This is a genomic window from Pseudofrankia inefficax (assembly GCF_000166135.1).
Lineage (GTDB): Bacteria > Actinomycetota > Actinomycetes > Frankiales > Frankiaceae > Pseudofrankia > Pseudofrankia inefficax.
In genome coordinates this window covers 1,451,738-1,472,291 of sequence record NC_014666.1, presented here as the reverse complement: position 1 = coordinate 1,472,291, position 20,554 = coordinate 1,451,738, and the positions used below count along the sequence as shown (strand labels likewise).

Genomic DNA, 20,554 nt, shown 5'->3' with positions numbered 1-20,554 from the left:
AGACCGGCCGGCTGTGACCACCGAAACATCCGTGACCACCGAAACATCCGTGACCACCGATACGGCCGTGACCACCGGAACACCCGGGCCCACCGAAGACGCCGCGGCGCCCACGCCTGAGACGAGCGGTGGCCGCGCCGCCGGGCAGGTGAGCCATGACGAGGAACCGCACGCGGCGTTCCGGCAGTTCATGGCGACGGGGTGGGCGCCGCCCGCGGATCTCTCGGGGACCCGCGACGACGCCGCTCCCTACGCCGCGAAACGACGCGCGCTGCTCGGGACCCGATTCCCCGCCGAGGCCCTGGTGATTCCGACCGGCGGGCTGCGGGTACGGGCAAACGACACCGACTACCCATTCCGGCCAGGCAGCGACTTCTTCTGGCTCACCGGCTGCCGTGATCCGGACGCGGTTCTGCTGCTGCTGCCGAATCCAGCCGGCGAGCACGACACCGTGCTGTACGTGGCCGACCGCTCCGACCGGTCGACGCCGGCCTTCTACACCGACCGTCTCGGTGAGCTCTGGGTCGGCCCGCGACCCGGTGTTCGGGAGACGTCCGAGGCGCTGGAGATCGAATGCCGGCCGCTGACGGAACTCCCGGCCGCGCTGGGCCGGCTCGCCCCTGGTAACACGCGGGTGCTGCGTGGGCTGGACGCTCAGGTCGACGAGGCGGTGCTTACCTATCCCGGCCGGCGGGCCGCCCGCGCGGATGCGCCGAGTCGGGACGGTGAACTCGCCGAGGCGTTGTCGGAGCTCCGGCTGCTGAAGGACGACTACGAGATCGCCCGGATGGAGGAGGCCGTCGCCGCGACGGTGCGTGGCTTCACCGAATGCGTCGTCGAGATGCCGGCGGCGGCCAGGCTCCCCAACGGCGAACGCTGGCTGGAGGGAACGTTCTGGCGGCGGGCCAGGGTCGACGGCAACGACGTCGGATACGGCTCGATCGTGGCCTGTGGACACCACGCGACCACACTGCACTGGTGGCGCGACGACGGCCCGGTGCGCCCCGGGGAGCTCGCCCTTCTGGACATGGGGGTGGAAAGCCGCTCGCTTTACACCGCGGACGTGACCCGCACACTGCCGATCAGCGGTGCGTTCAGCGACGTGCAGCGCAGGGTTTACGAGGTGGTGCTGGCCGCGCAGCAGGCCGGAATTGACGCCGTCCGGCCCGGCGCGGCGTACCTGGACCCGCATCGGGCGGCCATGCGGGTGATTGCCACCGCACTGCACGACTGGGGCCTGCTGCCGGCGAGTGTCGAGCAGTCACTCTCCGAGGACACGAAAGCGCCGGGCGCCGGCGTGCACCGGCGCTACACACTGCACTCCACCTCGCACATGCTCGGTCTGGATGTTCACGACTGCGCGCAGGCGAGGGATGCGACGTACCGCAACGCGGATCTGGCCGCCGGGATGGTGCTCACCGTGGAGCCCGGGCTTTACTTCCAGCCCGACGATCTGACGGTCCCACCTGAGCTGCGCGGCATCGGCGTGCGCATCGAGGACGACATCCTTGTCACCTCGGACGGCTCCCGCAACCTGTCGGCCGCTCTCCCGCGGGCGGTCGGAGATATCGAGACCTGGATGCGCCAGCACCGCCCGGTCTGATCGGGCGCACGACAGCGGGCCGGCCAGCCCGCGCAGCGGCGCCCGCGGGCGCTGGTTTCCGCCAAAAAGGCCGGCTGGCTCCCGTTCGGGAGCCAGCCGGCCTTCTCGTCACCCTGTGGTGACATAGATTCACCTAAGGCTGACGAAGGTGCCCGTCGGTCTCACCGTCCGGGCAACCGGCCTGACGCGACGCAGTCGCCAAATCCGGCCGGACCCTCGAAGTCACTGGAAAAATGCGAAAACGACAACTCGGACCGGTCATCCCGTAACCAGCCGAACACCCCGCCGGGCGCGGCACCGGGAGACCGAGCCGACTCGGGCCTCGCCGAGGTCAACGAAAATCCCCGACCGGCCGGCCGCCAATCCCGGGCCAGCGGACACCGTGGATAGCTGAGGAACCGCCCGTACGGCGGACATCTGGTCCGGTCACGCCGACGAAGCCGACCGAACCCGGAAATCCGGCTGCCCCGGGGCCGAGCGATGCTCGACAGCCGGGGTTCCGGGGACCAGGATCACCCGCGAGCCACGCTGGCGGGCCATCAGGGGAGATCCCCTGGACGAACATTGCGGGCCACCGGGAAGCCGGCCGAAAACCGTCGGAACGGCCACCCCTACCCCACCTCGAAGCACCGGTTCCACGAGCTGGAGCGCTGGGTGGCGATCCAGTCCGCGGCCGGCGGCGAAGCCCGACCGAAGGCCAACAATCTGCCTACCCCCGGGCCGAGAGAACCTCGACAACGGGGGTTCCAGTGGACCCGGGGTCCCCGGCAAGCCGCGCTTGCGGATTGTCGGGGGAGATGACCCCGTGGCAGACCTCTCGTTCGCCGCCTCCGGCGAAGCCGGTCGAAGACCGGCGAGCAGGCGAACCCGCCTCGAACTAGTGGGCCTTCTCGTACGCCTCGACGATGTTGGAGGCGATACGGCCGCGGTCACTCACGGTGTAGCCGTTGCTGCGCGCCCACTCACGAATGTCGGCGGTACGGTCCGTTCCACCGCCACGGCGAGAAGTGACGCGAGCAGCGGCGCGACGGCCACCCGAGGCACGACCACCCGAACGGCGAGCGGCGCCGACGAACGGGGCCAGCGACTCACGCAGCTTGGTCGCGTTCTTCTCGGAGAGGTCGATCTCATACTGCGCGCCGTCGAGGCCGAACCGGACGGTCTCGTCGGCCTCTTCGCCGCTGAGATCGTCAATCAACGAGACGATGGTCTTCTGGGCCATGTCAACTCCTTCAGGTCAGCGGTTCAGGTCAGCGGACCCCAGAACTCACGCGTCTAGTATTACCACGAGAACACGGGGAACGTTCGCGACTGGTTCGAGGTGGCGAGCCGGGAGGCCGACCTTGTTCGCCTGGCTACCGACGATTCAGCGCTGCGCGCAGATCTGTCGACGCAGATCCGTGCGGACTCCGCTACGCGCGGACGCGGGCCTACGGGCGAGATCCCCGAATCGACCACATGGCGCTTCGGCTCGGCTTCCGGCGCGCCGCAATGTCTGCCCGCGCGCTCCCGTCGGCATCTGGAGCTACCGCGTGCCAAGAGTGCCAGTGGTGAAGCGACGCCGCGACAATGGCGCGATCAAGGCTGTGGCACGCCGCTTCGTGCGGTTCCCCGCCGATTCAGCCTCCGCCGCTCCGGACCGGGCCGAGCCTACGGCAGCCCGACGAATCGGCGGGCACGGTGGTTTGCTGGTTCGGCTATGGGTGTGATGTCCATCAAGGGTGGGGCGACGCCGGAACCCTGATGGCGGGCTTCCGCGTTCGCCCCGGTTGCCGTCCGGCGATGCCCACGACCACGGAACGGTGTCGCACCGGTGGATCTGTCAGCGGAACCTAAAGAGTCCACCGCCGCCGGCATGATAGGAGGCCCATCGTGTCAACGGAATCACCCGCCCGGACCCGGAACTTCACACCCTTGGGGACAGATGGGCCACGACGCACGGGTGCCGCGAGCCCTGGAGCCAGCCCTACGCGACGGTCAGCGGCCGGTGGGGCGCCATTGCTCGTCAAACAGAGCCACGCGGTGTCGGCGGGCTTTGGAGTCGCTACGGTCGGCATCCGGCGGCCGCTGTCTCCCCTATGGGACGGACTTTCGCCAGCGCGAGGCCGGCACGAGCCGGCAGCACGAATGGGAAACCTTGACCGATGGTCCGCCGGAACGGTCCACCCTCCGGTCTTTCGGCGCCCCCTCGGCGTCCGTGCGGTGACCGCGCGGATCAGCACTGTCATTCCGGCCCGCCTGGTCAGCACCCCGCGATGACCGCGCGAACCTGGGTGATCGACGCGGCAAACGTGGTCGGTTCCCGCCCGGACGGCTGGTGGCGTGATCGCCCGGGCGCCGCCGCCCGCCTGCACGCGCGGATTCTGCGCCTGCTCACCTACGTCGAGCCGCCCGCCGAGGCACCCGTTGGGCTGGCCACCGAGCCTCCCGCGAGGCCGGCCGGGGACGCGGAACCCGGTAGCCCGCCCGGCCCGCCGGAGCGGGTCGTTCTCGTCCTGGAAGGAGCGGCCAGGGCTGGCGTCGAGCCCGGCACGGTGCTTGCCGTAACCCGGTCCGGGCTCGCCGAGAATGCCGATCGGCCGCCGGATTCAGCGCGGTCGTTGACCGTGGTGCACGCGCCCGGCTCCGGCGACGACGCGATCGTGGCGGCGGCGCTCGCCGCGACGCCACCCGTGCTCGTCTTCACCTCGGATCGGGCCCTGCGCAGCCGCGTCACCGCGAACGGCGCCCAGGCGCACGGCGCAGGAAGCCTGTGGGCCCTTCTGGACCGTGTTTAGCCAATACGGCACCTGATTTGTCGGCACGGCCGTCCACACGGCCGCAGCGGCCCGCTCAGGCCGGCGCAGCGGCCCGGGGGCGCGGCGGGCGCGGTGCCAGCCGGGCGGTGAAGCGGCCCCCGTTGACCGTGACGTCCAGCGGAATGCCGAAGCATTCGGACAGCGGCCCGGCGGTCACCGTCTCCTGGACCGGCCCGGCGGCCACCACCCGGCCGTCGCGAAGCAGCAGGGCGTGGGTGACGCCGACCGGGATCTCCTCGACGTGATGGCTGACCATCACCATCGCCGGCGCGGTCGGGTCGGCGGCGAACCGGGTGAGCCGGCGCAGCAGGGCCTCCCGCGCGCCCAGGTCGAGGCCGGCGGCCGGCTCGTCGAGCAGCAGCAGCTCGGGGTCGGTCATCAGCGCGCGGGCGATCGCGACCCGCTTGCGCTCGCCCTCGGACAGGGTGCCGAACCGGCGGTCAACCAGCGCGCCGCAGCCGAACTGGCGCAACAGCCCGGCGGCCCTGGCCATGTCGATCTCGTCGTACCGCTCGTAGCCCCGGCCGAACACCGCCCAGGCGGCGGTGAGGACCACGTCCAGCACCCGTTCCTCGGGCGGCGGCGTCTCGGTGAGCGCCGAGCTGACCAGCCCGACCCGGTAGCGCAGCTCACGCATGTCGACGGAACCCAGTCGCGAGCCGAACAGGTCGACGGCGCCCGCGGTCGGGAAGAGCCGGCCGGCCGCGACGAGCAGCAGCGTCGTCTTGCCTGCGCCGTTCGGCCCGAGCACGACCCAGCGCTGCCCGGCCGTGACCGTCCACCTCACGTCGGACAGCAACGCCGCCCCGTCTCGCCGCACGCTGACCGCGTCGAGGCTCACGATCGTGTCCGCCATGGCGCTCACGTTACCGGTCGGGAAGCGAGCAACCGGAGCGGCGTTTGCCGCGCGCACCGCCGCCGGGTGGCGGTCCCGCCCGGCCGGTGGAGGGCGGCCTGGCACGACGGAGCGGGCCGGGAGCACGGTGATCGCTCCCGGCCGAGGTGACGCGGCGGCTCAGCCGGACTGGCCGGCCGTGAACGCGGCAGGGCCGATCTCAGCCCAGACGACCTTGCCGTCTGCGGACGGCCGGGCACCCCAGCGGTCCGCGAGCGTGGCGACCAGGTCCAGGCCGCGGCCGGCCTCGTCCTCGACGCCGGCGTGCCGTCGCCGCGGCAGCCGCCCGCCGCCGTCGGCGACCTCGACCACGACCCGGTCGGCGAGCCGGCGGACGCGGGCGTCGATCGGCGCCCGGCCGTGCGCGACGGCGTTGCCGACCAGCTCCGACAGCACGAGGACGGTCGTCTCCAGCGCGTCGGCGGGCAGCGCCCAGTCGGCCAGCGCGGCCCGGGCGGCGGCCCGCGCCGTCGCGAGGTCGGCCGCGCCGCCGTCCACCGGGATCTCCACTGTCGCGCCGGGCGGCGGGGCCGCCGGCAGCCGGGCGACCAGCAGCGCCGCGTCGACGCTCACCGGCTCCTCGGCCGGGCCGCCGACCGGCTCCGCGCCGGCGCGGGTGACTGTCTCGACCGTGGCGCCCGCTGTCGGGCCGAGCAGGGCGAACGCCTCGTCGGCCAGCTCTGGCAGCGGCACCCCGGACCGGGCCAGCGCGCCCGCCAGCTGGGAGACCCCCGCGTCCAGCTCACGGCCACCGGCGGCGACCAGCCCGTCGGTGAACAACGCGAGCAGCCAGTCCGGTCCGAGGCGGACGACGTACTCCTTCACGTCGTCGCGCCGCGAGCCCAACGCGGGACCGACCTCCATGTAGAGGCGGGAGACCAGCCCGTCGGGCGCCACCACCAGGGGCGGCGGGTGCCCGGCGCTGGCCAGCGTCACCCGCCCGGAGTCGGTCTCGACGATCGCGTAGATGCACGTGGCCAGCTGTACGGGCAGGTCAGCCGGCCCGCCGGCGCCCGGCGAGCCGCCCGCCTGATCGGGCTCGTCGGCGCCGTCAGCCTGGCGTCCCTCGACGGCGAGGTCGCCGAGCACGCCGTCCAGCAGGGTGATCACCTCGTGCGGCGGCAGGTCGAGCCGGGCGCAGGCGCGTACCGAGGCCCGCAGGGCGTCCATCACAGCCGCCGCAGCGTCGCCGCCGGCGATGTTGCCGATCGCCAGCGCCGCGCGGCCGGCGCCGAGGTCGATCACGTCGAACCAGTCCCAGCTGACGCCGCCCTCGCCGGGGCGGTGGCGGGCGACCACGGCGAGCCCGGCCGGCGTGAGCGAACGGGCGGCGGCCCGGCGGCTGGCCGCGAGCGCCGCCGGAGCGGCGGCAGCGGCGAGCTCGGCCCGGTCCACGGCATCCGCGGCGCGGGCCGCCAGCTCACCGACCATCGCGAGGTCGGCCTCGGCCAGCGGCTGCCGGTCGCCGAGCGCGGCCAGCGTGACGACGCCGATCGCCCGGCCACCGCGCAGGATCGGGGCCGCGGCGATCGTGCTCGCGCCGGCGCGGCGGGCCCAGCGCAGTTCGTCCGTGGCCGGCGCCGCCAGCGTCTGGACCGACGACAGGACCCGCTCGGAACTCGGGCCGTCCCCGGATGGTCCGGTCTGGGCCGGGTCGGCGGCCGCGTCGCGCAGGACGGCGAGCTGGGGCTGCCCCGTGGCGAGCGCGCGGCCGACCGCGCTGGCCGCCGGCCAGCGCAACGGCCGCGGCCGGGGCAGCGCGGCGGCGCCGGTCGGAACGGTCGCCGCGACGCGGACCAGCTCGGGCGCCGGCACGACGGAGGCGGATTCCTCGTCGCCGTCCGGCTCGGTGTCCCCCGAGCCGTCGGCCCGTACGGGCGACCCGTCGGCGACCGCGGGCTGCTCGGCGGTCGGGTCGGCGAGCAGGTAGACGGCGCAGGCGTCGGCAAGCTCGCCGACGGCGGCCTCGGACAGCGCCCGCAACGCCCGGTCCGGCGTGCTGGCCGGGGCGGGGCCGACTCCGGCCGCCACGGCCGCGCTCACGGTGGCGAGCACGCCCAGCCGGCGGGCGGCCCGGTCGGCGGCGGCCCGGGCCGCGGCGGTGTTCTCCTGGGCCACCCGGCCGGCGGCGGCCTGCGCGAGCGCGCTCTCGAACAGCTCGGCCCGCTCGAAGGCCAGCGCGCACTGGTCGGCGAGCAGCTCCAGGTAGCCACGCTCGTCGAGGCTGAACTCGCGGGCGGTCGGGAAGCCGAACAGCAGCACCCCGACCGGGGTGTCACCGGTGGCCAGCGGCAGCAGCGCCCAGGACCGGTCGTCGGCGGCGTTGACGGCGGCGACGAGGTCGGGGACCGGCCAGCGCGCCGTCAGCTCCTCCCGGGTGGTCAGGAACAACGGCCGGCGGCCCCGGACCACCTCGGCGGCCGGGTGCACGGCGCCCAGGCCGATCCGCGACCACCGCGCGGTGTGATCGGCCGAGTAGCCCGCCAGGGCGCGGAAGACCAGCGTCTCGCGGGCGTCGTCGATCAGCGCGACGCCGCGTCCTGACGCACCGAGCACCCGTCCGGCCTCCATGACCACGGAGACGACGTCCTCGCTGGTCACCGCGCGGGCGAGGGCACTGGTCACCCGCTGGATCTGCTCGACCCGGTCGGTGGCGGCCCGGACCCGGCCCGCGGCGGCCTCGGCCGCCGCCTCGGCGGCCCGCAGGTCGGTGACGTCGGTGAGGGCGCCGACCCACTCACCGCCGGTCGTGCCGGTCAGCGCCCGGGCGCTCAGCACCCGCTCCGCGCCGTCCGAGCCCAGCACCCGGAACTCGGCCTCGAAGCTCTCGCCCCGGTCCAGCGCGGTCTGCCAGGCGCGGCGGACGGCGTCCCGGTCGGCGGGGTGCACCGCGTCGATCCAGCCGAACCCGTCGGACTGGGCCCGCCGCTGTCCGGTGAACGCCCGCCAGCGCGGCAGGTCGGCGTCGAACGTGCCGTCCGGGCCGGCCCGCAGGACATCGGCGCCGGCGGCCTCGGCCAGGACGCGGGTGCGCTCCCGCTCGCGCGCCGCGTCCTGCTCCGCGTCCCGGCGCGCGCTGACGTCGATCGCGACGAACACCGCGCCCAGCGGAGCGCCGCCGGGCCCCGGCACCGGGTACCAGCTCGCCTGCCAGGTCTGGGTCGGGCCGCCCGCGCCGGTCGCGACGCTCATCTCGAGGTCGCCGACCGGCTCGCCGCTGCGCAGCGCCCGCCCGAGCAGGTTGGCCAGCTCGTGGCCGATCTCGCCGAGCAGCTCGGGGGCGGTGCGCCCGATGTGCTCGGCGACGGTCCGGCCGTTCAGCCTGGCCAGCACGTCGTTGACCCGCACGTACCGGCCGGCGGCGTCGTGGAACGCGAGCGCGATCGGCGCCCGGGTGAACAGCGTCTCGGCGACGGCGGCCGACGTCGGCAGCGCCCCGCCCGCTCCGGGCGCGCCGCCGGGCGCAGCCGCGGCCGGGGCGGGCGACGGCTGGCCGCCGGGACCGGCCGTGGCGTTCGCGGACGGTGGTGCCGGTGGGGCCGGGGGCGGTGGTGGCGGCGTGGAGACCGGGGCAGGAGGCGGGGTCGGGCCGGCGAACGGCGGTGCCTCCCCCGGCGGGTAGCTCGGGGGCTGGGGCGGCGGCGTGGTCGCGAGCCCGGGTGGACCGGAGCGGGCCTGCTCGGAGCCGGCCGGCCGGCTCGACGGCTCGGCCAGCGGCACGGAGCCGGTGTGCCGCGCGGTCGGGCCGTAGGGGTTCTGGCCGTAGGCCTGCCGGGCGGCGCCGGGCCCGGGCGCGGCGGGCGCCGCGCCGTAGCCGGGGCTCCCGGCCGGTGCCGCGCCGTAGCCGTCCGCCGGCGCCGCGCCGTAGCCAGGACCGCCCGCCGACGGCGCACCACCGACGCTCGATCCACCGACGCCTGGCCCGCCGACGCCGGATCCGCCGACGCTCGGTCCGCCGACCTCGAAGCCGCCGTAGCCAGGGCCGTACCCGCCGGCGCCCTGGTCCCCGCGGTCGTAGCCGCTCGGTTCGTAGCCGGGATAGCCCGCGGGCGGTGCGCTCGCCGGGTAGCCGCCGTAGCCGTCGTCCTGGCTCTGCCCGCCATAGGGCGCCCGGTCGTAGCCCCCGTAGCCCGCGTCCCGGTAGGCGCCGTTGGCGTACGGGCCGTCTCCATAGGCGCCGTTGGCATACGCGCCGTCGCTATAGGTGGTGGCGCTGGCGCCGTAGGCGTCGCCACCCGCGCCCGCGTTGGCGGCGGGTGACCCGTCGCCGTGCGCGCCGTTGCCCAGGACGCCGCCGTGCGACCCGTTCGCCGTGTCGTAGCCGCGCGGCCCGCCCGGGTCCTGGTACGGCGAGCCGACCGGCGGCTGCGCGGCGCCCGCCTGATGACCAGGCTCGGTCCGCGCCGTCGCGGCCGGCGGCCAGACGGCGGACGTGCTCCAGTCCTGGCCGCCGCTCCAGTTGCGGTCGTCCCAGTCGTGGGCACCGGCCGGTGGCGCGGGCGGCCAGGGCGCGGCGCCGGGTCGGGGGTCGTTGTCCTCCGGCGCGCCGTACCCGTGGTCCGGATAGGGCGAGGCGTACCCGCCGGTCGGACCGGCGGGCGGGCGGCCGGACGGCTCGGCGGCAGAGGACGGCGTCATGGGTCCCAATTGTCGACGGTGGGAACATGTTGTGTGGAACCGGGCCGAACCCTGCCGCTGGCCGGCGTTCTGCCCGGCCCTTCACAAGCGGTCCGAGCAGCGCTGGCAGCCGACCCAGGCCGCCACGAAGCGCAGCCGGAAAGCCGGTTTGCGCCGGTTCGCGGCCCGGTTCTCACCGAATGGGACATTACGACGACGGGTAGCGACCCATCCGCCGGGGCCCGGCGGATGAATGTGACGCTCCTGACTGCCGGCGGCGCGCGGCGAGCGACCGTCAGGAGATCGGGTCGACGGCCCGGACCGGAGCCGTCCAGTAGCGCCGGGGCCCGGCGTCCGCGCGCCGCGGCGGCGGCCCGGCGACGACCTCGGCCGACAGCACCGTCACGCCGCGCACGGACACGATCACCGGGTCCAGCATCAGCCGGGCCACGTCCGGCAGGTCGTCGGCCAGCCGGGCCAGCCGCAGGATCAGCTCCCGCAGCGCGGCCACGTCCACCGGCTCGGAGCCGCGGTACCCGGACAGCAGGGGCGCGGCCCGCACCGACGACACCAGCCGTTCCGCGTCCACGTCCGTGAGCGGCAGGATGTGGTACGCCCGGTCGCCGAGCAGGTCGGTCGTCGGGCCCGCGAGCCCGAACGACACCAGCGGGCCGTACCTGGGGTGTTCCTCCGAGCCGAGCACGACGGGAACCCCGGTCGCGGCCTGCCGCTGCACGACCAGCGGCGCGTCCGGCCCGACCCGGTCGCGCAGCGAGGCCCAGGCGGCCCGCACCGCCGCCTCGTCCAGCAGCCCGAGCCGCTGTCCGCCCAGCTCCGGACGGTGCCGGTAGGGCCGGGAGCGGGCCTTCAGCACCGCCGGCCAGCCGAGCCGGCTCGCCGCCTCGACGGCGGCGTCCGCGCTGTCGACCTTGACCATCGGCTCGACCTCGACGCCGTAGCAGGCCAGCAGCGCGGTGCCCGCCTCGTCGTCGAGAGGCCCGGACCGGCCGGCGACCAGCGCGCGGGCCGCGTCGAGGTCGGCCTCCAGCGGTGGGACGGCCCCCAGCGGCCGGGATCGCCAGCGGGCGTAGGAGACCACCTGGCGCAGCGCGGCGACCGCTCCCTCCGGCGACGGGTAGGCCGGCACGGCGCCCAGCTCCGGGATCCGGGTCCCGCCGAGCACGCCCGCGAGAACCGGGATGTCCAGCGTCGCCGCGGCGGCCGCGACGGCGACGGCCAGTGGCACGACCGGCTGCGGCGGCAGCGGGGCGACGGTGACCATCAGCGCGTCCGAGGTCGCGGCCGCGGTCCGCATGGCCGCCGCGAACGGCTCCGGGGCGCTGCCGAGCTTCAGCAGGACGGACTCGACGGTGAGACCGGCGGCCTCCGCCGCCTCGACGGTGAGCCGGACCAGCGCGCGCGAGTCGCCGATGACGGTCACCCGCCGGCCCCGCGGCAGCGGCTGGCTGGCGAGCAGCTGCGCGACGTCGAAGCCGGCCGACACCCGGTCCACGGAGATCACGCCGGCCTGCCGCAGCAGCGCGCTGTCCAGCTCAGAACGCCCGGCCCGCACGACCACCACCGGGGTCCTGCGCCCGACCCGGCGGGCCAGCCGGGCGAACTTGCGCGGGTTGCCGAACGTCTCCAGGTGCAGCAGCGCGACCTCGGTCGCCGGGTCGTCCTCCCAGTACTGCAGCATGTCGTTGCCCGAGATGTCGGCGCGGTCGCCGGCCGAGACGAAGACCGACATGCCCAGACCGCGGGTCTCCGCCGCGGTCAGCATCGCGGTCCCCAGCGGCCCGGACTGCGAATAGCACCCGATCCGTCCGGGTGGCGGCATCTGACCCGTCAACGACGCATTCAGCCCCGCGGCGGGGTTCTGGATGCCGAGGCTCGCAGGTCCGACCACTCGCATCCCGGCGGCGCGCGCGGCGGCGGCGAGCGTCGCCTCGGCCGGCTCGTCGCGCAGGTCGGTGATCACGACCAGGCCGCGCACGCCGTGGCGCCCGCAGGCCTCGACGACCTCCGTGGTCTCGGCGGGTGGCACGCACAGCACCGCGAGGTCGACCGGGCCGTCGATGTCCTCGACCCGCGCGAAGGCCCGGACCGACGAGACCGCGCCCGGGTCCGCCGCGGCCGCCGGGTTCACCGGGTAGACCGGGCCGGCGAACCCGCCGTCCAGCAGGTTGCGCAGCACCGCGTTGCCGGTCGCGCCGGGGCGCCGGGACGCGCCGAGGACCGCCACCGCGCGGGGGCGCAGCAGCCGGCCGATCGACGCGGCCTCGGCCCGATGCTCGCGGGCCCGCATCACGTCGACGGACATCTGCGTCGGCTCGATGTCGAACGACAGCCGGACCGCGCCGGAGTCCCACCGCCGGGAGACCTTGTAGCCGGCGTCCAGGAACACCCGCACCATGGTCTGGTTCTCGGCGAGCACGTCCGCGTCGAACCGGCGCACGCCGCGCTCCCACGCCGCCGCCGCCAGGTGCTCCAGCAGCACCGAACCGACGCCGCGGCCCTGCTGCGCGTCCTCGACCAGGAAGGCGACCTCGGCGGCCGGCGCGGGGCGGACCGGCGCCTCGACGTCCGGACCGGACCGGGCGACCGGCAGCGAGGCGCCGTCCTCGGGGGGCGCCGGGGTCCCCTCCCAGTGGGCGAGCGCGACCATGTCCTCGCCGATGAGCGCGATCAGGGCCCCGCGCACCGACTGGTCGACCACGGTGAACCGCTCGACGTCCGCCGGCGACAGGCCACGGCGCACCCCGAAGAACCGCAGGTAGATCGACCGCTCCGACAGCCGGTCCCAGAAGTCCAGCAGCCGGGGCCCGTCGCTGGCCAGGATCGGCCGGATGTGCGCGGTGCCCCCGTCGGAGAGGATCACGTCGGCTTCCCAGCCGGCCGGGTACCCCACGGCGCTCAGCGGTCTCGCCACGGGTCGAGACCATGCAGCGGCAGGATCTCGCGGCGGGTCTCGGCGACCGCCCGGTCCAGCGGGTCGTCCGGGTCTCCCTCGCCGGCGTCCCAGCCGCGGTAGGTGACGGGACCGCCGCCGTCGCCGAACGCGGTCGGCATCGCGTCGACGGCCGCGTCGTCCTGCGCCGGCCCCCGCCCGGTGGCGACGTTGACCCGGCCGGGCGCCGCCTCACGCCACTCGGTCGGCAGCGCGCGCTCGACCGGCACCGGCGCGTGCGCCGCGATCGCCAGCAGGTGCGTCCAGGCCCGCGGGACCACCGTGTCCAGCGCGTACCCACCGCCGCCGCAGGCGACCCAGCGACCGCCGGCGACCTCGTGGGCCAGCTCGTGCAGGGCCAGGTAGGAGGCCCGCTGGCCGTCCACGGTCAGGCGCAGGTCGGCCAGCGGGTCGAGCGCGTGGGTGTCGCAGCCGTGCTGGGTGACCAGCACGTCCGGACGGAACTGGCGCAGCAGCACCGGCACGACCCCGGAGAACGCGCGCAGCCAGCCGGCGTCGTCGGTGCCGGGCGGCAACGCGACGTTCACCGCCGTGCCCTCGCCGTCACCGGCGCCGCTCTCCCGCGGGAAGCCGGTGCCGGGGAACAGCGTCCGGCCCGACTGGTGCAGGGAGATCGTCAGCACCCGCGGGTCGTCGTAGAAGGCGTTCTGGACCCCGTCGCCGTGGTGGACGTCGACGTCGACGTAGGCGACCCGGCTGGCCCCGTTGGCCAGCAGCCAGGCGATCGCGACGGCCGGGTCGTTGTAGACGCAGAAGCCGCTCGCGCCGGCCCGCATCGCGTGGTGCAGGCCGCCGGCGATCGTCACCGCGTGCCGGTGGGTGCCCGACCAGACCGCCCTGGCAGCCGTCAGGGTCGCGCCGGTCGCCGTCGCCGCGGCCTCGTGCATGCCGCGGAACACCGGGTTGTCGGAGGTGCCGAGCGCGAACATCGCGGCCAGCCGTGGGTTGCCGCCGCCGGGTGCGCCGACGTGGCGGACGGCGGCGACGTAGGCGGGGTCGTGGACCAGCTCGATCAGCTGGTCGGTCGCGAGCGACCCGCCGGCCCTCGTCAGGCCCGGGGTGGCGAGCACGCCGGTCCGCGCCGCCAGGTCCATGGTCAGCGCGAGGCGCACCGGGTGCATCGGGTGGTGCGGGCCGAAGTCGTACCCGAGCATGCCGTCATCCCAGACCACCAGCGTGTCCCGCCCGGACTCCGCCGGCTCGGGGCCCGGCTCCACCGGCTCGCCGGATTCGCCGCCGCTCGCGTCCATACCGCGACGGTAGCTCTCTCGTGCCTGGCGTGGAGCGGACCTGGCGTGGCGCCCGGTCATCACCCGCGACCGGCGGTCACCGGCCGCCCCGCGGGTGACGGAGCCCGCCCGTTCCGTCCCGAGGCCGGGCCCGGCCATTGCGCGGGGTTTCCAGGGCGCTACGACCTGTTTGAACCGGGTGGCCGCAGAAGCGTGGGAGATTACTTCCCGCCCGGTGTGTGGTGGCGAGCGATGGAATGTCGGCTCCGATTCACTAGGGTCGGTCGGGTGGCGGGCAACCAGTACACGCAGACCCCCGACGGCGCGGATGGGCCCAACGAGGGGGTCCGTGAGGGATCGCTGCTCTGGGAACCCTCGCCGGAACGGGTCCGCGACTCCGGCGTGACGCACTACCGGGAGTTCGTCGCCGCCGAGTACGGGAAGCGGTTCGCCGACGAGCACGAGCTGTGGCGCTGGTCGGCCACCGAGCTGGGCCCGTTCTGGGACTCGATCTGGACCTTCTGCGGCCTGCGCGGCGAGCGCGGCGACGGCCCGGCGCTGGCCAATGCCCGGATGCCCGGCGCCACCTGGTTCCCGGGCGCGAAGGTGAACTACGCCGAGAACGCGCTCGGCCGCCGGGGCCCGGAGCCCGCGGTGATCGCGATCCGGGAGGACGCGGCCACGGTCGTGCTGTCCTGGGACGAGATGCGCCGCCAGGTCGCCCGGTGCGCTGCCGGACTACGCAGGCTGGGCGTTCATCGCGGCGACCGGGTCGCGGCGGTTTTGCCGAACTGCGCGCACGCGGTGATCGCGATGCTCGCCACTGCCAGCATCGGCGCCGTCTGGTCGAGCTGCTCGCCGGATTTCGGCCCCTCCGGGCTGGCCGACCGTTTCAGCCAGATCGCCCCGAAGGTACTGATCGTCGTCGACGGCTACACCTACAACGGCACGCCGCACGACATCCTGCACAACATCGGCGAGCTCGTGGAGTCGCTGCCGGAACTGGCCGCCACCGTCGTCGTGCCCTACGTGGCCGCCGATGTCGTCGAGCGCGCGATCCGGATGCGGCTGCCCGGGATGACCTGGTGGGACGAGCTCGTGATCGGCCTGGAAGAGACCCCGACCTTCGAGCCGATGCCGTTCGCCGCGCCGTTGTGGATTCTCTACTCGTCCGGCACGACCGGCCTTCCGAAGCCCATCGTGCACAGCCACGGCGGAATCCTCCTCGAGCACCTCAAATCCCTGGCGCTACACCTCGATCTGGGCCCGGACGATCGATTCTGCTGGTTCACCACAACCGGCTGGATGATGTGGAACTTTCTCATCTCCGGCATGCTGGTCGGCTCGACGATCGTCCTCTATGACGGCAGCCCGACGTTCCCGGACAACTCCACGCTGTGGCGGCTGGTCGAGGCCCTGGAGCTGACCTGCCTGGGGGTGTCGGCCGCGTTCATCCACGACTGCCTGGGCAAGGGCCTGTCCCCCTGCGTCGTCGCCGACATGTCGACGCTGCGGACCGTCGGCTCCACCGGCTCGCCGCTGTCCACCGACGGCTATGCCTGGGTGTACGACTCGGTGAAGCCCGACGTCCTGCTCACCTCGATCAGCGGCGGCACCGACGTGTGCGGGCCGCTGGCCGCCGCGCTGCCGACCACCCCGGTGCGCGCCGGCGAGATGGGCGGCCGGGCGCTCGGCTGCGCGGTCGACGTCTTCGACGAGGCGGGCAAACCGCTGGTCGACGAGGTCGGCGAGCTGGTGGTGACGGCGCCGATGCCGTCCATGCCGCTGCTGTTCTGGGGCGACCGGGACGGCTCCCGGCTGCGGGACAGCTACTACTCGACGTACCCCGGAGTCTGGCGGCACGGCGACTTCGCCCGGCTGACCCCGTCCGGTGGCGTGGTCGTCGAGGGCCGCTCGGACGCGACCCTCAACCGTGGCGGCATCCGGCTGGGCACCGCCGAGCTCTACCGGGTGGTGGAGCGGTCCGACGGCGTGCGCGACAGCCTGGTCGTCGACACCTCGGCGGGCCCGCGCCAGGCCGGCCAGCTGCTGCTGTTCGTCGTGATGACCAGGCGAGGCACGCTGACCGAGCAACGGGCGGCCGCGCTCAAGGCCGAGATCCGCGCCGAGCTCTCCCCCCGGCACGTGCCCGACCGCGTGATCGAGATCCTCGACGTCCCCCGCACACTGACCGGCAAGAAGCTGGAGGTCCCGGTCAAGCGCCTCCTGGCCGGAGTCCCCCTCGACCGCGCCGTCAGCCTCGCCGCCATCGCCAACCCCGAGGCACTTGCCCCGTTCATCCGATAGGGGGGTTTCTGGTTCGCTCCGTCCGGGCGCGGCGCGGAGGTCCCTTGCTCGCTTCGCTCCCAAGGGACCTCCGCGCCGCGTCCTCCTCCGCTCACGGGCGCCTGCCGCTGCGCGTCGCGAATGGGGCCGGGGTGCAAACGAAGAAGGCCCGTCCCCCTGTGTGGGGACGGGCCTTCGACTAGCTCTTGCTAGTCGAGAAACTCGCGCAGGCGGCCTGCTACGGCGGGCTTGCGGAGCTCTCGCAGGGTGTCGCGTTCGATCTGGCGGATGCGCTCGCGGGTGAGGCCGAGGCGGTTGCCCACCTCCGCCAGGGTGTGCTGCTTGCCGTCGGCGAGGCCGAACCGCAGGCGCATCACCTCCCGCTCGCGCGGGGACAGGTTGCCGAGCACGTGGTCGATCTCGTCCTGCATGGCGCCGTACGAGGCGGCGTCCGCCGGCGAGGTCGCGTCCGAGTCCTCGATGAAGTCGCCGAGCACGGAGTCGCCGTCGTCACCGACGGTGGTCTCCAGGCTGACCGTGTCCTGCGCGTACCGGCGCAGTTCCACGACCTGCTCGAGCGGCATGTCGAGCTCGAGCGCCAGTTCCTCGTCTGTCGGCTCGCGACCGAGCGTGGAGACGAGCTGGCGCTGCAACCGAGTGATCTTGTTGATCTGCTCGACCACGTGAACGGGGATCCGGATCGTCCGGGCCTGGTCGGCCAAGGCGCGGCCGATGGCCTGGCGAATCCACCAGGTCGCGTAGGTGGAGAACTTGTAGCCCTTGGCGTAGTCGAATTTCTCGACCGCGCGGATGAGGCCGAGGTTCCCCTCCTGCACCAGGTCCAGCAGCGTCATGCCACGGCCGCTGTACTTCTTGGCGACCGAGACGACCAGACGCAGGTTGGCCGAGACCAGCTGCTGCTTGGCGGCCTCGCCGTCGCGGACCAGCAGCTTCAGGTCACGGTGCAGCTCGGGCTCGAGGTCGGCCGCCGTGGCGAGCTTGTGCTCGGCGAACAGGCCAGCCTCGACGCGCTTGGATAGCTCGACCTCCTGGGCGGCGTTGAGCAGCGGGACCCGGCCGATCTCGCGCAGGTACATGCGCACGAGGTCGGCGGTGCCAGCGTGCTCGGCCGTCACACGGCCGGTCTCGGACGGGGCAGCGGATCGCTCCGCGCCGTCCTCCTCCTCGACCACCTCGACGCCGGCCGCGACGAGCCGGGCGACCAGCGCGGGCAGCAGCTCGACGCCGACGTCGGCGGACTCGAGGGCCTCGCGCAGCTCGGACCGGCTGACCTCGCCGGAGTCGCGGCCGCGGGCAATGAGCTCCGCGACAGCGCTGACGTCGAGCTCGTCAATGTCCTCGGCGACTGCCGTCAAGGTACGGGCGGAAGAAGTACGGGCAGCGGAAGTCGACCGACGCGGGCGCCGCGCGCTGGTACGCGCGCGCGGGGCGTCGTCGTGAAGTTCCAGAGCAGACAGCGTCATCAGTGATAGATCCGAAGGTCGGTGCGAGTGGGTCGTCGTCCTTGCACGTGGAGGTAACGTCTGACGACGCGAACCGATTCCCCGCGCAGGCACAGCCGGACGGCAGCGAACGCCGGGCCTACGCCGCAGTGTAGACCCTCGACCTCGGGACGCTGTACTCGCTTGTCGCGAAGACTACCCCGCCGATCGGCCGTTGTGGCTGAAACGACGAACTATCTAGGCAGTTCTTCCCTACAGCACACGCCCCTCGGACGCTTTTCACAACGCCTCGCGGTTGGGGCGGCACCCTCTGCACAGAAACACACGTCACGTGTAGACGGTTGCCGTCCCACCTTCGAGCGTCACACGTCCAGCATCAGACGGAGTACCCTCCGCACGGCGTGTAACGACTCCGCATTTGTGATCCACCCCACACCGGGTCCGTGACCGCTCGGCGCGCCGAGCCCCCGTGGCTCAGCCGTTCTCGCCGTCCACGCCCCCGGCACCGCCGCGAGCCCCGGTTCCGGCGGACCGGCCGAGCAGCGCGTCGTCGCCCGCCCGCCGGGCGCCCGGCACCCCGGTGACGCCCTCGCGCCCGCCCGCCATCCGCGCCGCCACGGCCTGGATCTCCGGCAGGTCCTCGCGGGCCAGCAGGTCGACCAGCAGCGCCGCGGTCCACGAGAAGCTGTTACTGCCGGCGCCCGAGCCGTCCAGCGGGGAGTAGTACTCGAACATCTCCCCCGAGTTGACGATCAGGTTCAGCACGTTCGCGCGCAGCTCGCGCGCCGCGTCCAGACGGCCGTAGCGCTCCAGGCCGTCGGCGAGCAGCCAGTTGATGTTGATCCAGACCGGCCCCTGCCAGTAGCAGCGCGGCTCGAACACCGGGTCGTCGGCGGGAACGCTCGCGACGCCGTAGCGGGGCCAGTACCGCGGCGAGGTCATCGCCTTGACCAGCACGTCGACCCGGTCCTCGGGAACGACGCCCGCGTACAGCGGCAGGAAACCGCCGACGGTCTCGTGACGCAGCAGCTCGCCGGTCCGGAAGTCACGGCTGTAGTAGGTCGAGGACGACCAGAGCCGCTCCATCGCCTCGCGGCAGCGGCGCATCTGACGGGTCAGCCGCCTGGACAGCTTCACGCCGGCCTCGGCGGCGATCTCGACCAGATGGTCGTCGGCCCGGACGAGGATCGCGTTGAACGCGACGTCCTGCACGAGCGGCACATCGGTCTCCCGGATGTTCCGGAAGGCGTACCCGCTGCGGCGCAGTTCCCGGACCACCCGGTAGAGGGTGAAGAGCTCGGCCGAGGTGAGACGCTCCTCCGCCGGGACCTCCTTGGAGTCCCGCCGCATCGCGTCCAGCGCCTCCGCGGCGCCCAGCCGCTTGAGCACGTTCACCCGGCGCGGCGTGATCGGAAGCGTCGCCTCCATCCAGGGCGGGGTGTTGTCCATCCCCGACTCCCAGGAGTGCACCAGCGTGACCAGGCCGTCGTCATCCGGGTCACGCTCGAAGTGCAGGAACTCGTGGAAGCGGATCAGGCCGGGCAGCAGGGCCCGGTAGAAGTCCGCGCGGGCCTTCGGGTCGAGCATCTCGCCGACCCGCAGGGCGGCCTCCGCGATCATCGGCGGCTGGGTGATGCCGGTGCTCAGCGCGCCCGACGCCGTCGTGGTGACCCGGTCGATCCGCCACCGCTGCGGGCCGGCGTGGTAGAAGTCGTCGACCTCGGCGAAGATCACGTGCGGGATCATGCCGTTCGGCCACTGGCCGCGCAGCAGCGAGAGCACCTCGGCCGCGGCCCGGGCCGGGTCGATGTGGCGCAGCCCGATCGCGATGAAACATGAGTCCCACAGCCACTGGTGTGGATACAGGGTGGGGGACGGCCTGGTGACGTCGCCAAGGTCGTTGCCGCGCAGCACCTCTACCGCTGTGGCGCGCAGAGACTGCAGGTCAGGGGGCAACGTGGGGACTGAGGAACCAGCGGACGTCGGAGCGGGCATCGTGCGAGGGTATCCAGCTACTGTTGCGTCGGAGCCGGCAACCCGTTACAAGCAGCCGCGGTCACGGAGTTTCTTGCCCCGCGCGGACCATTAGGCCATCTACCAGGCACGTTACCTCGAAACGGCCAATTTCCACCGGAGATGGGCGGCCGGCCGCAGGGTCCGCGAGTCGCCCGCCTGGGGCGCCGGAAGACCCACGGAAGGCCCTCTGGAGACCGAAGATCTTCCGGCCGCCCCTACGCCTGGTCAGTGCCAGTCACTTATCTCCATGTCCCGCGGCGCCGGCGCGCCGACGCCGGTCTCCAGCAGCGCCTTCAGGCTCAGCAGGAACGAGCCCCATTTCGTGCTGCAGTGGTGCATGAACTCCCCTGGCTCCCGCCAGCCCTCGTGGCTGAACAGCACGATCGTGTAGTCGCCGCTCTGGCGCAGCTCCCAGTCGATCGTCGTGCCGACCCATTCCTCGGGGCCGTCGACCACCCGCCACGCCACCCGCTCGGGCGGCAGCAGTTCGACGACCCGCATGTCGAACCCGCCGACGGGCGGGAACCGGAACTGCAGCACTCCCCCGACGTCGCCGTCGCCCTTCGTGTCGTCGGTCCACCAGCCGGCGAGGCCCTCGACGGTCGTCAGCGCCTCGTAGACCTTCTCCGGAGTCACGGCCTTGACCCCGACCCTGTGCAGGATGTCCACCATCTCG

At 73.8% G+C, this 20,554-nt stretch carries 11 protein-coding genes; 3 read left to right on the top strand and 8 right to left on the bottom strand.

The features are described from left to right. Positions 1–190 precede the first annotated feature (190 nt). Positions 191–1,603 (top strand): aminopeptidase P family protein, encoded by a 1,413-nt coding sequence (locus tag FRAEUI1C_RS05860; RefSeq protein ID WP_041260216.1) that lies wholly within the window; start codon positions 191–193, stop codon positions 1,601–1,603. A gap of 877 nt (positions 1,604–2,480) precedes the next feature. On the opposite strand, the gene FRAEUI1C_RS05855 is transcribed toward FRAEUI1C_RS05860, so the two are convergent. Then, entirely contained in the window at positions 2,481–2,825 is a 345-nt protein-coding gene (locus FRAEUI1C_RS05855) for a histone-like nucleoid-structuring protein Lsr2 (RefSeq protein ID WP_013422363.1), read from the bottom strand. Positions 2,826–3,858: 1,033 nt separating this feature from the next. On the opposite strand from FRAEUI1C_RS05855, the gene FRAEUI1C_RS05850 reads away from it, so the two are divergent. After that, positions 3,859–4,380 carry a hypothetical protein gene (locus tag FRAEUI1C_RS05850; RefSeq protein WP_013422362.1) on the top strand — a complete coding sequence of 174 codons (522 nt, stop codon included), beginning with the start codon at positions 3,859–3,861 and terminating at the stop codon, positions 4,378–4,380. A 55-nt stretch (positions 4,381–4,435) separates the two neighbouring features. On the opposite strand, the gene FRAEUI1C_RS05845 is transcribed toward FRAEUI1C_RS05850, so the two are convergent. The 4 genes from FRAEUI1C_RS05845 to FRAEUI1C_RS05830 all read right to left on the bottom strand — a co-directional run bounded on the left by FRAEUI1C_RS05845 (position 4,436) and on the right by FRAEUI1C_RS05830 (position 14,134). Next, positions 4,436–5,257: an ABC transporter ATP-binding protein gene (locus FRAEUI1C_RS05845; RefSeq protein ID WP_041258918.1), complete on the bottom strand. Its 822-nt coding sequence runs from the start codon at positions 5,255–5,257 to the stop codon at positions 4,436–4,438. 159 nt (positions 5,258–5,416) lie between these two features. After that, positions 5,417–9,934 (bottom strand): ATP-binding SpoIIE family protein phosphatase, encoded by a 4,518-nt coding sequence (locus FRAEUI1C_RS05840; RefSeq protein WP_013422360.1) that lies wholly within the window; start codon positions 9,932–9,934, stop codon positions 5,417–5,419. Positions 9,935–10,208: 274 nt separating this feature from the next. After that, positions 10,209–12,845, bottom strand: coding sequence for a bifunctional acetate--CoA ligase family protein/GNAT family N-acetyltransferase (locus FRAEUI1C_RS05835; RefSeq protein WP_013422359.1), 2,637 nt, complete (start codon positions 12,843–12,845; stop codon positions 10,209–10,211). Continuing rightward, the gene (locus FRAEUI1C_RS05830; RefSeq protein WP_041258916.1) at positions 12,830–14,134 is read right to left on the bottom strand and encodes an acetoin utilization protein AcuC; all 1,305 of its coding nucleotides are present in this window, start codon (positions 14,132–14,134) and stop codon (positions 12,830–12,832) included. Before FRAEUI1C_RS05830 ends, FRAEUI1C_RS05835 begins: the two co-directional genes overlap by 16 nt. Before the next feature lie 231 nt (positions 14,135–14,365). Here FRAEUI1C_RS05830 and FRAEUI1C_RS05825 point away from each other — a divergent pair, with 231 nt between their 5' ends. Continuing rightward, positions 14,366–16,420, top strand: coding sequence for an acetoacetate--CoA ligase (locus tag FRAEUI1C_RS05825; RefSeq protein ID WP_013422357.1), 2,055 nt, complete (start codon positions 14,366–14,368; stop codon positions 16,418–16,420). A gap of 188 nt (positions 16,421–16,608) precedes the next feature. On the opposite strand, the gene FRAEUI1C_RS05820 is transcribed toward FRAEUI1C_RS05825, so the two are convergent. From FRAEUI1C_RS05820 to FRAEUI1C_RS05810, 3 genes are all read right to left on the bottom strand, one after another. Then, positions 16,609–17,883 (bottom strand): RNA polymerase sigma factor, encoded by a 1,275-nt coding sequence (locus FRAEUI1C_RS05820; RefSeq protein WP_013422356.1) that lies wholly within the window; start codon positions 17,881–17,883, stop codon positions 16,609–16,611. Positions 17,884–18,336: 453 nt separating this feature from the next. Then, positions 18,337–19,857: an amylo-alpha-1,6-glucosidase gene (locus tag FRAEUI1C_RS05815; protein WP_013422355.1), complete on the bottom strand. Its 1,521-nt coding sequence runs from the start codon at positions 19,855–19,857 to the stop codon at positions 18,337–18,339. A gap of 246 nt (positions 19,858–20,103) precedes the next feature. Further along, positions 20,104–20,550, bottom strand: coding sequence for an SRPBCC family protein (locus tag FRAEUI1C_RS05810; RefSeq protein ID WP_013422354.1), 447 nt, complete (start codon positions 20,548–20,550; stop codon positions 20,104–20,106). Between the last annotated feature and the right edge of the window lie 4 nt (positions 20,551–20,554).

What these genes read in the sequence shown, in the direction of transcription:
- FRAEUI1C_RS05845 (WP_041258918.1), bottom strand. Translation starts at nt 5,257, where the DNA reads ATGGCGGACACGATCGTGAGCCTCGACGCGGTCAGCGTGCGGCGAGAC.
- FRAEUI1C_RS05810 (WP_013422354.1), bottom strand. Translation starts at nt 20,550, where the DNA reads ATGGTGGACATCCTGCACAGGGTCGGGGTCAAGGCCGTGACTCCGGAG.
- FRAEUI1C_RS05830 (WP_041258916.1), bottom strand. Translation starts at nt 14,134, where the DNA reads ATGGACGCGAGCGGCGGCGAATCCGGCGAGCCGGTGGAGCCGGGCCCC.
- FRAEUI1C_RS05855 (WP_013422363.1), bottom strand. Translation starts at nt 2,825, where the DNA reads ATGGCCCAGAAGACCATCGTCTCGTTGATTGACGATCTCAGCGGCGAA.
- FRAEUI1C_RS05820 (WP_013422356.1), bottom strand. Translation starts at nt 17,883, where the DNA reads ATGACGCTGTCTGCTCTGGAACTTCACGACGACGCCCCGCGCGCGCGT.
- FRAEUI1C_RS05850 (WP_013422362.1), top strand. Translation starts at nt 3,859, where the DNA reads ATGACCGCGCGAACCTGGGTGATCGACGCGGCAAACGTGGTCGGTTCC.
- FRAEUI1C_RS05860 (WP_041260216.1), top strand. Translation starts at nt 191, where the DNA reads ATGGCGACGGGGTGGGCGCCGCCCGCGGATCTCTCGGGGACCCGCGAC.
- FRAEUI1C_RS05840 (WP_013422360.1), bottom strand. Translation starts at nt 9,934, where the DNA reads ATGACGCCGTCCTCTGCCGCCGAGCCGTCCGGCCGCCCGCCCGCCGGT.
- FRAEUI1C_RS05815 (WP_013422355.1), bottom strand. Translation starts at nt 19,857, where the DNA reads ATGCCCGCTCCGACGTCCGCTGGTTCCTCAGTCCCCACGTTGCCCCCT.
- FRAEUI1C_RS05825 (WP_013422357.1), top strand. Translation starts at nt 14,366, where the DNA reads ATGGAATGTCGGCTCCGATTCACTAGGGTCGGTCGGGTGGCGGGCAAC.